This is a genomic window from Corynebacterium qintianiae, assembly GCF_011038645.2.
Taxonomy (GTDB): domain Bacteria; phylum Actinomycetota; class Actinomycetes; order Mycobacteriales; family Mycobacteriaceae; genus Corynebacterium; species Corynebacterium qintianiae.
This window is the reverse complement of record NZ_CP064955.1, coordinates 1,843,126-1,855,903: the sequence shown is the minus strand read 5'-3', so window position 1 is coordinate 1,855,903 and position 12,778 is coordinate 1,843,126. Positions and strand designations below refer to the sequence as shown.

The following is a 12,778-nucleotide window of genomic DNA, read 5'->3' as shown; positions in this document are numbered from 1 at the left end:
GCGTGACTTCCGGAATCCAACGCATCTACGACACAGCCGCGCGCGAGCTGCGGGTCTTCGAGCCGGTCCGCGAGGGCCACGTCTCGATCTACCTGTGTGGCGCTACGCCGCAGTCGTCGCCGCACATCGGCCATCTGCGCTCCGGGGTAGCTTTCGACATCGTGCGCCGGTGGTTCATGGCCAAGGGTTTCGACGTAGCGTTCGTGCGCAACGTCACCGACATAGACGACAAGATCCTGACCAAGGCTGCGGAGAACAACCGCCCCTGGTGGGAGTGGGTGTCCACCTACGAGCGGGAGTTCACCCGTGCCTACAACACGCTCGGTGTTCTGCCGCCGTCGGTGGAGCCGCGGGCAACGGGGCACGTGACCCAGATGGTGGACTACATGCGCCGGCTCATCGACAAGGGCTTCGCCTACGAGGCGCAGGGCTCCGTCTACTTCGACGTCGACGCGTGGGCGCGCGCCGAGGGCAGCGACTACGGCGCGATCTCCGGCAACCGTGTCGAAGAAATGGAACACGGCGAGCCTGATAACCGCGGCAAACGCGGTGCCCGTGACTTCGCGCTGTGGAAGGCCGCGAAGCCGGGTGAGCCGAGCTGGCCGACCCCGTGGGGTGACGGCCGCCCGGGCTGGCACCTCGAGTGCTCCGCCATGGCCACCTGGTACCTGGGCGCAGAGTTCGACATCCACGGCGGCGGGCTGGACCTGCAGTTCCCGCACCACGAGAACGAGGCAGCCCAGTCCCACGCCGCCGGTGACGGGTTCGCGAACTACTGGATGCACAACCACTGGGTCACCATGGCGGGCGAGAAGATGTCCAAGTCGCTGGGCAACGTGCTCTCCATCGACAACATGCTAGCCAGCGTGCGTCCGGTGGAGCTGCGCTACTACCTCGGCTCCGCCCATTACCGCAGCGTGTTGGAGTACTCCCCGGAGGCGCTGTCCGAGGCCGCGACCGGTTACCGCCGCATCGAGGACTTCGTCGCCCGCGCCGGGACACCCGAGAAGTCGGCGTGGACGGCCGGCTTCGAGCAGGCGCTTGACGACGACTTCTCTGTCCCGAAGGCGTTGGCCGAGATCCACAACCACGTCCGCGAGGGCAACAAGGCCCTGGCCGCCAAGGACGAGGCGCAAGCCGCCGAGATTGCCGGCCAGGTCCGCGCGATGGCAGCGGTGCTGGGAGTGGACCCCGGGGAGTGGGACGAGGAAGCGCCGCTTAGCGACGCCGCGATGGGAGCCCTCGACGTCCTCGTCGCCGCTGAGCTCGAAAGGCGCACAACCGCCCGCGCCGAGAAGGACTGGGCGAGCGCCGACGAGGTGCGCGACCGACTCGCCGCCGCCGGAATTGACGTGACCGACACCGCCGACGGCCCGCAATGGGCCCTCAAGAATTAAGGAACCAGCCCCATGGCGAAACCGTACCAGCGACCAGACGTGATCAAGACCAGCAAGAAGGGTGCCGCGAAGGGCTCCGGCGGCCAGCGCCGCCGCGGGCTGGAGGGTAAGAAGGCTACCCCGAAGGCGGAGGACCGCGTCTACCATTCCGCACACAAGAAGAAGCTGGAGCGCCAGCGCCGCGACTCGGGCCGACACGAGAAAGACAAGGCCGACCTCGTTGTGGGCCGCAACCCGGTGGTCGAGTGCCTGCACGCGAAAGTCCCGGCCGAAGCGCTCTACGTCGCGCAGGGCACCGCGCACGACGACCGCCTTTCCGAGGCAGTGGCCCTGGCCAACGCGAAGGGGCTGCCGGTGCAGGAAATCCCGCGCCGCGACCTGGACAACATGACCGGCAACGGCATGCACCAGGGCATCGGGTTGAAGATCCAGCCGTACAAGTACGCCGACGTCTTCGACCTTATGGCCGGGGTGAGGGACCGCGCGCAGACCGGCATGTTCGTGGTGCTCGACAACATCACCGACCCACGCAACCTCGGCGCCGTGATCCGCTCCACCGCCGCTTTCGGGGGCCACGGCGTCATCATCCCGGAGCGTCGTTCGGCGCAGGTCACGGGTGTTGCGTGGCGCACCTCCGCGGGCACGGCGGCGCGGTTGCCCGTCGCCAAGGCCGTCAACATCACCCGCACCATCAAGGAGTTCAAGGACAACGGCTACATGGTCGTCGGCCTCGACGCAGGCGGCGAGCACACCCTGGACACTTTCGAAGGCGCGACGGACCCGGTGGTCATTGTGGTCGGCTCCGAAGGCAAGGGGATTTCGCGGCTCGTGCGGGAGAACTGCGACGTTATCATGTCCATCCCCACGGAGGGATGGGTGGAGTCACTCAACGCCTCAGTGGCCGCCGGTGTTGTGCTCAGCGAGTTCGCCCGCCAGCGCCGGGTGGCCGCGCTCAAGGATTAGAGCGCGAAGAAGTCGCGCACAAGCTCGGCGCCGACGACCTTGTCGGTGCCGGGGCCGAGGCGCGCGTCGAGCTGCTTCGGGGCGGGGACGAGGTGGCCCATGCCCTCGACGGACCACAGCTCGACGGGCGCGCCCCCGGTGTAGGTGTCCACTCGAACGCCCTGCGCGGGGTAGGTGGTGGAATGGCTCCGGGCACCGTTGAGTTCGGCTAAGTAACGGGCGGAGTCCGGCGCCGAGCGCGTTTCTCCGCGATTGCTCTCGGCGATGCCCGCGTCGCCGCCGTGATAGGGCACGATCGGGTCGCCCGTGCCCTGCACCGACAGGATCGGGGTGGGTACGTAGTTGGCGGGGGAGCAGATGAGGTTGTCGTCCGCGGGCATGGCGGATCCGAACAAGGCTACTCCGTCGAGCGTGGCGGGGGCGTCGAAAAGCATGCGCAGCAGCATCTGGCCGCCGTTGGAGAAGCCGCAGCCAATCACCCGCGAGGCGCCGTATGAATCGATGAGGCTGGTGAGGAATCCGACGTCGTCGATGCCGAGGGTGCGAGCGGACTCGTTGAAACCGCGGCGCAGGTCGTTGAAGTGGCGGCCGACCCCATCGGGGTAGACAACGGTGGTCGTCGCCGAGGCGAGGGCGTCGAAGGTGTTGGCCGTGAAGTTTCGGGCCACGCTGCCGGACTGCAACGACCCGTGCAGGAACAGCACGAGGGTATCCGGCGAAGCACCGTGGGCGACCTCGATGTATCGGCGCTCCCGGCCCTGGTGGGCGAGCGTGCGGCGGGCAACGGTCATGGCGTCGCGTCCAGCTTCTTCAGCTTTGACACGCGGCCGCGCTCCACGAACCGGCAGACGACGTAAATGGCGAAGGAGACGAATGCCACGGTCACGCTGATCGGGATTCCGGGAGCGAGCGACAAGATGAGCCCGCCCACGGCCGCGGCCTGGGCGAAGACTACGGACCAGGCCACGGCGGCAACAGGATTGTCGGTGACGGCCACGGCCGACGCCCCCGGGGTGATCAGCAGCGCCATGACCAGCAGAGCGCCGACAACTTGCACGGCCTGCGCGGAGGCGACACCGAGCAGCACGCCGAACGCAACGGCGAAAAGCCGGACCCGCACGCCTGTTGCCGCGGCCATCGAGGGATCGACGGAGGCGAACAGCAGCGGGCGCCACAACACCGCGACCGCCCCGATGATCACGACCGTAGAAACGGCGAGCACCAGCAGGTTCATGTTGCTCACACCCGCGACCTGGCCGGTTAAAAGCGCCAACGCGACTGTCGAGTTGCCGGGGTAGAGGTAGATGCACAGCACAGACACCCCCATGCCGAAACTCATCACGGTGCCCACCGCGGAATCGTTGCCCCCGCGCAGGCCGAGGAGAACGAACACGATGGCGGCTGACACGGAGCCAGCCACCGCGCCAAGCGAGAGATTGACACTGGTCACCAACGCGATGGCCGCGCCCATGAGCGCCAGCTCCGACGTCGCGTGCACCGCGAACGCCATCTGGCGGATGACCACCAGGGGCGCGAGCACGCCGGAGAGGAAGCCGAGCAAGGCGCAGGCGATGAGTGAGGCGATGACGAAGTCGAAGGACAGCAGGTGCGCTGTGTCTTGAATGAAGCCCTGAATGAACTGCTGGATCACACGATCACCGTCTTCCCGCGCACGGTGAGGACGTCGACACGCGTGCCGTAGAGCTCGCTGAGCACGTCCGCGCGCAGCACCTCCTGCGCCGGCCCGACCACGTGGCCGTTCGGCCCGAGGTAGAGCACTTTGTCCACGACCTCCATCACAGGGTCGATCGAGTGGGTGACCATCATGATCGCGGCCTGCGCGTGAGCTAATCGACGCACAGTTTCACGCTGCCGGGAGACATCGAGCGAGAGCAGGGGTTCGTCGGCAAGCACGAGCTCGGGGTCGTTCGCGAACGCCTGCGCCTGGCGCACCAGCTGCTGTTGCCCGCCGGACAGGATGCCCACGCGAGCGTCGGCGAGGTGGCCCGCGCCCACGGAGTCGAGGACGGCGTCCACGTCGGCTTTCTTGGGCGAGCGGCCCGTGAGGACCCCGTGTTTGAGCGTCAGCGAGACCACGTCGCGCGCACGCACGGGCATGTGCGGCGGGAACATCCGCTGTTGCGGGATGTAACCGACCCGCTCGGGCATGTCGACGCGGCCGCTCGTCGCGCGGCGCAGGCCGAGCATGACGTTGAGCAGGGTCGATTTACCCGAACCGTTGGGCCCGAGCACCGCGATAAAGTCGCCGCGGTTGATCTCAAGGTTGATCCCGGACCACAGCGGCTCGGCGGAGAGGTCGGTGAGGCGAGCTATCACTTCGAGTATGTTACTGCAGCTTTCCGAGCTTCTCGGTCAGAGAGTTGGCGATCTCGTCGAGGTAGTCGAAGAAGTCGTCACCGCCCTGCGGGGTCTCGGCGATGTCGATGACCGGGACCTGGTTCTGCTCGGCGGCCGCGAGGATACGGTCGGTGAGAGCGGACGGGGTCTGCGGGTTGTTGATGAGGAGATCGACCTCGCCATTATCGATCATCGTGATCAGGGCGGCGACGGCAGCGCTCGACGGCTCGTTGTGGTTGAGCGTGGCCAAGCGGTAATCCTCGGGAGTCACGTCCTCGAGCTTGGTATTTTCCACGATCGCGTCGGCGATCGGGTGAGTCTGCGCGACGCGGGCGGCCGGCAGGGCACCGAGCTTGGCGTCGACGGCGTCGAGGCGCTTGTTCACCTCGCCGGTGTCGGCCTCGACGCCGTTGTCCTCGGAGACCTTCGCGAGCTTGTCGGCGACTTCGCGGACAACTCCGGTGTCGTACCAGATGTGCTCGTTTTCCTCATGGGCGTGGTCGTGCTCGTGGCCCTCGCCTTCATGGGCGTGCTCGTCGTGCTCACTGTGTTCGTGACCTTCCCCCACGTGGCCGTGGTCGTGGCCGTGGTCGTGACCTCCCTCGGACAGCGGCAGGGCGCTGATGACGTTTTTGGGGTCTGCGGCGCGGTAAATGGCGTTGTCGTAGGTGCCGCCGTTGGCGACGAGGACCTTCGCCTGGGTGACCTTGGCCAGGTCGGCGGCGGCCGGCTCGAAGTCGTGCGGGTCGGTCGCGGGGTTGGAGATCACCGCGGGGACATCCTCACCCAGGACTGCGCCGGCGACGTCGGCCCAGACGTTGGTGGTGGCGATGACGGTATCCGATTCAGCCGCTGCCTGTGTATCGGTGGCGGAACCCGTGGTGGCGGCAGTATCAGCGCCGCCGCCGGTTGAGCAGGAGGCGAGGAACAGGGACGTGGCGAACGCGGCTGCGGTAGCGCGGAGGGACTTGGTTGAAAGCATGTCACCAAGTTAATCACTAATGAAAAATGGTTTCAATTATTGGCTGATAGGAAGCATATCTGAGACTGCCCACGAGAGCATAGAATGGTCCGCATGCCCCCGCGTCCCCGCAAGCCCCGCACCAGCACTCTGGCGTCCATCGCCACCGAGGTGGGGGTGTCGCGCACGACGGTGTCCAACGCCTACAACCGACCGGACCAGCTCTCACCCCAGCTGCGGGAGAGGATCCTCGCGGCGGCGGCGAAGCGCGGATACACCGGACCCAACCCGGCGGCGCGTTCGCTGCGCACCCGCCGGGCCGGGGCTGTCGGAGTCATTCTCACGGAGCGCCTCCATTACGCCTTCGAGGACCGCGCCTCCGTCGACTTCCTCGCCGGGCTCGCCCGCCAGACCGACTTCTCCCTCACGCTAATCCCCGCGGGCCCGGGGGAGGACAACCCGTCGCTGGTCACCGGCGCGATCGTGGACGGCTTTGTTGTGTACTCGGTGCCCGCGGGCGATCCCCACCTCGCGGCCGCCCGCGAGCGCGGCCTCCCCGTGGTCATTTGCGACCAACCGACAACCCCCGGTGTTCCCTACGTCGGCATCGACGACTCCGCGGCCATCCAGCCCGCGGCCGAATCTCTCCTTGGTGCCGGCCACCGCCGCATCGGTATCCTGGCCAAGCGCCTTTTCAGCGAGCCGCGCAACGGTGCCGTCAACCGCACGGAGCTCGCATCCGCCGACCTGCACGTGCAGCGCGCGCGGGTGGGCGGCGCTCTCGAAGTGTTCGACGCGGCCGGCGTCTGCGACGTGCCCATCGTCACCCGCCACTTCAACGACCGGGCCTCCGCCGCCGACGGCGCCCGCGAGTTATTGGAAACGAATCCCGATCTCACCGCCGTGCTGTGCACCACGGACTCCATGGCGCTCGGCGTGTTCGACCACTGCGGCGCCAGGGTCCCGCACGACCTCTCCGTCACCGGTTTCGACGGCATTGAGGCGGCGCTCAACCTCTGTCTGACCACCGTCGATCAGCCCAATGTGGCGAAGGGTGAGGCGGTGGGCAGCATGCTGCGCTCGCTTATCGACGCCTCCCCCACGCCACCGGAGGATCAGCAACGCTTGATCTTGCCGACCCGTTTTATCCCAGGACGAACCGTCGCCGCGCCGCGGCAAGGTGCGTGAGCACCTTCGCCATCGCATCGACCCCCTCCACCCGGTGCTGCGCCGCAGATGGTTTCGTTCCCACTTTGATGCCGAGGTCGCCCGGGCCGAGCACCTCCATGGCGGTCTCGTCGGTCGTGTCGTCCCCGGCGAACAGGGTGGCGCTAAAACGTACCTTGTGGCCGGCGAGCCACGAGCCCTTGGTCACCTCGATAGCGGAGAACTCCACGACGTTGTTCCCGCTAACCACCGGGCGGCCCGCGGTATCCAGGGCGCGGGCGCGGGCGAGTATCGCTTCCGCCTCCTCCGGCTGTGTCTCTGCCAGCTTCGCGACGTGAATCACGCGCTGGTAGGGCTTGACCTCCACCAACGCGGGGGCAGTGGCAAGCTCTTCGAGCAGGGCCTGGATGCGGTCCAGGTAGGCGCGGTCCGCGGCCGAGAGTTCGGGCGATCCCTCGGTAGTTTCCGCGCCGTGGGAGCCGACGAGAACCGCGGGGTCGTCCAGCGGCAAAACGCGGCGCAGGCCGTCGAGGTGTCGGCCGGTCAACACCGCGACCTGGGTGTCCGGCAGCGCCATGAGCTCGTGGATGGCCGCGAGCGCCTCCGGGTGGGCGCGCACCGCGTAAGCGTCGGGACCGAGCTCGGAGATGGTGCCGTCGAAGTCGAGGCAGACAAGCAGGGTCTCGGTCGCCGCGACCCGGTCCACCTCGCCGCGCAGGTCCGGGGTCACAGCGCCATCACCCTTATTGACGGCCTGTCAACAGTGTCCGCCAACGCCGTCAGCGTCGCCTCACGCTCATTGAGCATGTGGATTTCAAACTCCGCACCGGGGACAAGCAGGCTGGTCAATGTGTCGTGCACGTAGCGCGACCCGCCGAAGCAGTCACCGGCACTGCTTACCTCCGCGTCGACGAGCTTCAAGCGCTCGGGGGATGTCTCCACCTGCGCCCGCAGCGGCGCGCACCCCGTCGTCGCGTTCATGGAAGAGCCGGAGAAGCGCAGCGACGCCTTCCCGGCGGCGTCCGTTGGCAGCTCGCCGGGGGTGTCCGGCTGCGTGTGCAGCGCCACGACCTGCCACGTTTCACCGCTCAAACCGGCGTCATCCGCTGTGCGCGCGCACCCGCCCAGCACCAGCACGGCCGCCGTGGCTGCTGCCGCCGCGCGCCTCACAGGGCCTCCAAAAATGTCTGCGCCCAGCGGTCCACGTCGTATTCCGTCACCCGCTTGTGCATCGCGCGCATCGCCTCCGGATCCCCGTCGACCGCCCCGAGGATCGCCTGCTGGATCGACTCTAAGTCAAAGGGGTTGCACAGGTACGCCTGGTTCAACTCCACGGCCGCGCCGGCGAACTCGGAGAGCACGAGCGCCCCGTCGCCGTCGGGGTGGCACGAGACGTACTCCTTGGCCACCAGGTTCATTCCGTCCTTGAATGGGGTTACCAGCATGACATCGGCCGCTGCGTAGTAAGTGCCCAGCTCACCTTTGGGAACCGGGCGGTGGATGTAGTGGATGACCGGCGTGCCCACGGACCCGAAGCGGCCGTTAATCCTGCCCACGGCCTCCTCCACCTCGCGGCGCGTCTGTTTGTAGTGCTCGATACGCTCGCGCGAGGGGGTGGCGAGCTGGACCACCGCGACGTCGTCAAGCTCGCCCTGCTCCAAGAGGTTCTCGATGGCCAGCAGCCGCTGCAGGATGCCCTTCGTGTAATCCAAGCGGTCGACCCCGAGCATAAGCGTGCGGGGGTTGCCCAGCTTTTCACGCAGCTTGTCGACGTCCTCCCGCGCCCCGGGGTGAATCGCCCCCGGGTCGATCGAGATGGGGAATGCCCCCGTGCGCGGGCCGGACGCGCCCACGAGCGCACGGAAGTTCTGCTCGTCCTCGTCGCGCTGGAATCCGATGAGATCGCAACCCTCCAAGCCACGGGTGATGTCCTCGCGCCACGGGAGCTGCTTGAACAAGTCGGGGGAAGGGAAGGGGATGTGGAGGAAGAAACCGATGGTCAGGTCGGGACGGGCTTCCTTCAACAACCCGGGCACAAGCTGCAACTGGTAGTCCTGCACCCACACCGTCGCCCCCTCGGCCGCGACGGCGGCGACGGCGTCGGCAAACTTCTTGTTCACCGACTTGTACGCGTCCCACCATTCCGGCGAGTACTGGGGTGTGACGATTAGGTCGTGGTACAGCGGCCACAGCGACGAGTTGGAGAACCCCTCATAGAAGTTTTCGAAATCCCACCCGCTCAAGCCGACGGGGTGCAGAGAGATACCGTCGAAATCGAAGGGTGGAACGTGGGTGTCGGGCTCGCCCGGCCACCCTACCCAGCAGCCGGAATGGGCGCGCAGCACGGGGGCGAGGGCCGCGACGAGCCCACCGGGGGACGCACGCCATCCCGACTTCGTGCGGTCCACCGGCAGCCGGTTGGCGACAACCACGAACTTGTTGTCCCCCGTCATAACCAGAGCTTAAGCCTCGTCGCCCGCTGCCGGGACGGTCTTCTTCGCTACCTTTTTAACGGCTTTCTTGGTGGTCTTCTTCGCTACCTTTTTAGCCGCCTTCTTGGTGGCTTTCTTCGTGGTCTTTTTCGTGGTCTTCTTCGCGGCCTTGGCCGGGGCCTCTTCCACTGCGGCTTCGGCCTCGCGCTCCTCGGCGTACTTCTTGTAAACGAAGCCTTGCGGTTCCACGCCGAGCATGGACATGAGCGTCACACCATCGAAGAAGTCCTCGGCGTATGTCGCCACGACCCGGCGGGCACCCGCCGCCGTCTGCTCCTCAACCGCATGGATAGCCTCGGGGGAGGGGCGGGAATCGGTGATCTTGGGTGGCACTTCAGGTGTCTCCTTCATCCGGGGTGCGACATGAAAAACCCTATTCTACGCCACTGCCCGTGTCACGTGGGAGGGCACTGGAGTCTCGTCGATCCGCCGCGTCTCGGACGGGCGGCTCGGCGCGCTACGAGCTCCGCCCGCCGGATCTGCTGGAATGTGACCCGCCCCGCGCGGCGGAACGCGGTGTAGGGGTTGAACAGCTGCGGGCGGCGGATGCGGCGGGCCATCCACTCGCCGAGAACTACGCCGCCCGCCAGAGCCATGCAGGTGCCCACAGCCAAAAGTAGGTTGGTCAACCCGACCACCATCTGCTCGTTCATGATCGCGTACATGCCGCGGTAGACACCGGATCCGGGCAGGAACGGCGTGACACCCGCGACGGCGGTGATGACCGGGTTGATCATGAAGAAGCGGGCGATGAGGCCTCCGGCCAGGCCGACGACGATCGCACAGGCGGAGGTGGCGAGGAGACGGTCCGCGCCCAGCGGGAGCAGGAACACGTAATACATTGCGGAGCCCGCGAACGACGTCGCCGCCGAGACGATGACGGCGGGTTTTTCCGCGAAACACGTCACGGCGAAGGCGGCGGCGGCGACGGTGCCGCCTAGGATGCGCGCGAGGGCGGAGCTGAAGGTGGGGGCGCCCAGCATCGTCTCCAGCGGCGGCAAGCCGACGCCGAACATCTCGCCCACCGTGATGCCGGTGGCAACGCCTGCCACGATGCCCCCGGTAAACAGCATGGTCTGGAAGAACCGCGCGGAAGCTGTCACGGGTGAGCCGGTGATGCCGTCGAGAAGCGATTGCACCAGAGTCAGGCCGGCGAGTAAGACGACGATGCCGGTCGCGATGACCTGGCTGGGAACGATCGGGTGCCCGATCTGTGCGGAAAAGTTGTAAAAGATGACCGCAGGAATCGTCGCCAGAAGCCCGCCGATGACACAGTGGAAGAAGTACGGCAGGTCATTCTTCGACAGCACCTTGTTGATGCCCATGATCAGAAACGCCGTGAACCCGCCAAGGGCCGCCATGAACAAGTCCCCGCCCAAAAGAATCGCGATGGCGGCCCCCATCACCGCCCAACCCGCCAGGAAGCGAAGGTTGCGGCGGGGAATGTATTCGCGCTCAATGTCGTCGAGGACTTTCTCCGCGACCTCCGGCGGTGTCGCACCCGAGCGGATGGAGCGTATCAACCGGTCGACTTCCTGCAGCTTGTGGTAGTTCTCCGACATGTCGTTGACCACGCGGAAAACGCTCACCGGCGTGCGGCGGTTGACCCCGATAATTGTATGGATGGTCATGGTGTTGACCGTGATGTCGATGTGGCAGTAGTGCAGGCCGTACGACGACGTCACTGTGTGGATCGACGCTTTTGCGTCCGAGCTCGTCGTGCCGTTCGTGATCAGGATCGAACCGATGCGCGCCGCGATGTTCATCACCGCTGCAACCTGGGCGGGGTCCGTCAGGTCAATTGGGGCGAGGACCGACGGGGGAGGCGAGGTTCGGACTTCGTCAATGGTCGCGACGCCCCTGCGCTTACCCGCCACGCTCTCCCAGAGCGCGCTCAACCCGTTTGCCACATCCGTCACCCTAACCCGCGCCCTCGGTTACCGCACGCGTTGGCCCGGCGTGTAGAATCAGCCGCACTGCTGGAGTGGCGCAATCGGTAGCGCAACGCACTTGTAATGCGTAGGTTGCGAGTTCAAGTCTCGTCTCCAGCTCAACTACTTGACGCGGCGGGCCTTTTCGGGTTGCCGCGAAGCAACCACGCGCACGCGGCGGCGGTGCCCAGCAGGATCGCGGCGACGATGCTGAGCACCACCGCGTACGCCAGATCGTAGGCCCCGTCCGGGGAACCCGCGATTCCGTGACCGCCGGCGGCGAAGCGGGCGTGCAGGCTGCCCATCATGGTGCCGAGCAACGCCACACCCGTGAGCGCGCCGAGCTCGTAGGAAATCTCCTCGACGCTGGCGGCCATACCCTCGCGGTGCTTCGGTGCCGAGCCGATGATTGCGGTCGACGCCACGGAGAACACGGCCCCCACGCCGGCGCCGACGCACAGCATCGCCACCAGGAACACCGCTAGGTTCTCCACGTTAAAGGCTGCGATGAGCGACCCCGCCGCCGCGACTACCATCCCGCCGACAATCAACGGGAAAAACCCGGTGCGGTGAAGCACCGCCCCGCCGATAATCGACGACGGCAGCGACGCCACCACAATCGCCGACACGATCGCCCCTGCTTCGAGGGGGCTGAACCCGGCGACGGTCTGGAAGCGCTGCGCGGTCAGTAACTCCACCGCCGCGATGCCCACGTACGCTAGCGCGGCCGCGGCCACGCCCGCAGAAAAGATGCGGTTGCGGAAGATGTCGAAGGTGAGCAGTGGGTGCACGAGCCTCGCTTGTCGACGCGCGAACGCCCAGGCTCCCAGCGCCGCCGGAGCAACGAACCACAATTGGCCTTTGATGGTGAGCGTGAAACACACCAAGGTGAGGACGCTGAGCACGGTGGAGAAAGCGTCCCACTTAGCTAAGGCGTGCGGCTGATTTACGGGGCGCAACAGGGCCACGGCGACGAGCGCGAGAACCACGATGGGAACGTTGACGAGAAAAATCGAGCCCCACCAAAAATGCTCCAGCAAGAAGCCGCCGACGAGCGGGCCCGCCGCGGCACCCACCGTGGCCACCGACGCCCAGATGCCCACCGCGGTGTTGCGTTCCCGGTCGACGGTGAAGGTTTGCTGGATCAGGGCCAGGGTGGCCGGCATCATCACAGCGGCGCCCACCCCGAGGAAACCGCGGGCGGCGATGAGAATCTCGGAAGTCGGGGCAAACGCGCAGCAGAGCGACGCAATTCCGAAGAGGAAGAGTCCGATGGTGAACATCCGGGCATGGCCGACCTTGTCACCCAGGGTGCCCGTACCCAGCATCAGACCCGCGACCACGAGCGGGTAAGCGTTAATGATCCACAGACCCTGGGACGGGGCTGCTCCAAGCTCGGCCTGGATCATCGGCAAAGCCGTGTACAGGATGGAGTTATCCAGACCGATCAACAGCAACCCGGTAGAAAGGACCGACAAGAGGAGCCAACGCACCGTGGGAAGTATACGG

The 12,778-nt window shown here is 66.6% G+C and carries 13 protein-coding genes and 1 tRNA gene; 4 read left to right on the top strand and 10 right to left on the bottom strand.

Translation table 11 applies throughout. The annotated features are described in order from the left end of the window. Positions 1-2 precede the first annotated feature (2 nt). Both cysS and rlmB read left to right on the top strand, forming a co-directional pair. Positions 3-1,397 (top strand): cysteine--tRNA ligase, encoded by a 1,395-nt coding sequence (gene cysS, locus G7Y29_RS09080; RefSeq protein ID WP_235933537.1) that lies wholly within the window; start codon positions 3-5, stop codon positions 1,395-1,397. Between the two features lie 12 nt (positions 1,398-1,409). Beyond that, positions 1,410-2,360 (top strand): 23S rRNA (guanosine(2251)-2'-O)-methyltransferase RlmB, encoded by a 951-nt coding sequence (rlmB, locus tag G7Y29_RS09075; RefSeq protein WP_165002263.1) that lies wholly within the window; start codon positions 1,410-1,412, stop codon positions 2,358-2,360. Here the strand turns inward: rlmB and G7Y29_RS09070 are convergent. From G7Y29_RS09070 to G7Y29_RS09055, 4 genes are read right to left on the bottom strand one after another with little or no spacing between them, the layout of a single operon-like run. Beyond that, positions 2,357-3,151 (bottom strand): CE1 family esterase, encoded by a 795-nt coding sequence (locus G7Y29_RS09070; RefSeq protein WP_165002262.1) that lies wholly within the window; start codon positions 3,149-3,151, stop codon positions 2,357-2,359. The genes rlmB and G7Y29_RS09070 overlap by 4 nt on opposite strands. Beyond that, positions 3,148-3,996 carry a metal ABC transporter permease gene (locus G7Y29_RS09065; RefSeq protein WP_165002469.1) on the bottom strand — a complete coding sequence of 283 codons (849 nt, stop codon included), beginning with the start codon at positions 3,994-3,996 and terminating at the stop codon, positions 3,148-3,150. The genes G7Y29_RS09070 and G7Y29_RS09065 overlap by 4 nt, the downstream gene beginning before the upstream one ends. An 11-nt stretch (positions 3,997-4,007) precedes the next feature. Next, positions 4,008-4,697, bottom strand: coding sequence for a metal ABC transporter ATP-binding protein (locus tag G7Y29_RS09060; RefSeq protein WP_165002261.1), 690 nt, complete (start codon positions 4,695-4,697; stop codon positions 4,008-4,010). A 10-nt stretch (positions 4,698-4,707) separates the two neighbouring features. Then, on the bottom strand, positions 4,708-5,700 hold the full coding sequence (locus G7Y29_RS09055; protein WP_165002260.1) for a metal ABC transporter solute-binding protein, Zn/Mn family: 993 nt from the start codon (positions 5,698-5,700) through the stop codon (positions 4,708-4,710). 93 nt (positions 5,701-5,793) lie between these two features. On the opposite strand from G7Y29_RS09055, the gene G7Y29_RS09050 reads away from it, so the two are divergent. Beyond that, on the top strand, positions 5,794-6,867 hold the full coding sequence (locus tag G7Y29_RS09050) for a LacI family DNA-binding transcriptional regulator (RefSeq protein WP_165002259.1): 1,074 nt from the start codon (positions 5,794-5,796) through the stop codon (positions 6,865-6,867). Here G7Y29_RS09050 and G7Y29_RS09045 read toward each other — a convergent pair. The 5 genes from G7Y29_RS09045 to thrE all read right to left on the bottom strand — a co-directional run bounded on the left by G7Y29_RS09045 (position 6,824) and on the right by thrE (position 11,248). Further along, positions 6,824-7,576, bottom strand: a complete 753-nt coding sequence (locus G7Y29_RS09045) for a trehalose-phosphatase (protein WP_165002258.1) — start codon at positions 7,574-7,576, stop codon at positions 6,824-6,826. The genes G7Y29_RS09050 and G7Y29_RS09045 overlap by 44 nt on opposite strands. Further along, on the bottom strand, positions 7,573-8,016 hold the full coding sequence (locus G7Y29_RS09040; protein WP_249399742.1) for a hypothetical protein: 444 nt from the start codon (positions 8,014-8,016) through the stop codon (positions 7,573-7,575). The genes G7Y29_RS09045 and G7Y29_RS09040 overlap by 4 nt, the downstream gene beginning before the upstream one ends. Next, complete coding sequence (locus tag G7Y29_RS09035; RefSeq protein WP_165002257.1) at positions 8,013-9,299, bottom strand: alpha,alpha-trehalose-phosphate synthase (UDP-forming); 1,287 nt, start codon at positions 9,297-9,299, stop codon at positions 8,013-8,015. The genes G7Y29_RS09040 and G7Y29_RS09035 overlap by 4 nt, the downstream gene beginning before the upstream one ends. Positions 9,300-9,308: 9 nt before the next feature. Then, positions 9,309-9,671, bottom strand: a complete 363-nt coding sequence (locus tag G7Y29_RS09030) for a histone (RefSeq protein ID WP_165002256.1) — start codon at positions 9,669-9,671, stop codon at positions 9,309-9,311. A 62-nt stretch (positions 9,672-9,733) separates the two neighbouring features. After that, the gene (thrE, locus tag G7Y29_RS09025; protein WP_430393289.1) at positions 9,734-11,248 is read right to left on the bottom strand and encodes a threonine/serine exporter ThrE; all 1,515 of its coding nucleotides are present in this window, start codon (positions 11,246-11,248) and stop codon (positions 9,734-9,736) included. A 68-nt stretch (positions 11,249-11,316) separates the two neighbouring features. Between thrE and G7Y29_RS09020 the strand changes: the two genes are divergently transcribed. Then, positions 11,317-11,389, top strand: a tRNA-Thr gene (locus tag G7Y29_RS09020). Here the strand turns inward: G7Y29_RS09020 and G7Y29_RS09015 are convergent. Then, positions 11,389-12,762 carry an MFS transporter gene (locus tag G7Y29_RS09015; RefSeq protein ID WP_165002255.1) on the bottom strand — a complete coding sequence of 458 codons (1,374 nt, stop codon included), beginning with the start codon at positions 12,760-12,762 and terminating at the stop codon, positions 11,389-11,391. The two genes, G7Y29_RS09020 and G7Y29_RS09015, sit on opposite strands and share 1 nt — an antisense overlap. Between the last annotated feature and the right edge of the window lie 16 nt (positions 12,763-12,778).

Bases quoted from the DNA above. Each gene is read 5' to 3' on its own strand.
- G7Y29_RS09050 (WP_165002259.1), top strand. From the start codon at position 5,794: ATGCCCCCGCGTCCCCGCAAGCCCCGCACCAGCACTCTGGCGTCCATC.
- G7Y29_RS09055 (WP_165002260.1), bottom strand. From the start codon at position 5,700: ATGCTTTCAACCAAGTCCCTCCGCGCTACCGCAGCCGCGTTCGCCACG.
- G7Y29_RS09070 (WP_165002262.1), bottom strand. From the start codon at position 3,151: ATGACCGTTGCCCGCCGCACGCTCGCCCACCAGGGCCGGGAGCGCCGA.
- G7Y29_RS09035 (WP_165002257.1), bottom strand. From the start codon at position 9,299: ATGACGGGGGACAACAAGTTCGTGGTTGTCGCCAACCGGCTGCCGGTG.
- rlmB (WP_165002263.1), top strand. From the start codon at position 1,410: ATGGCGAAACCGTACCAGCGACCAGACGTGATCAAGACCAGCAAGAAG.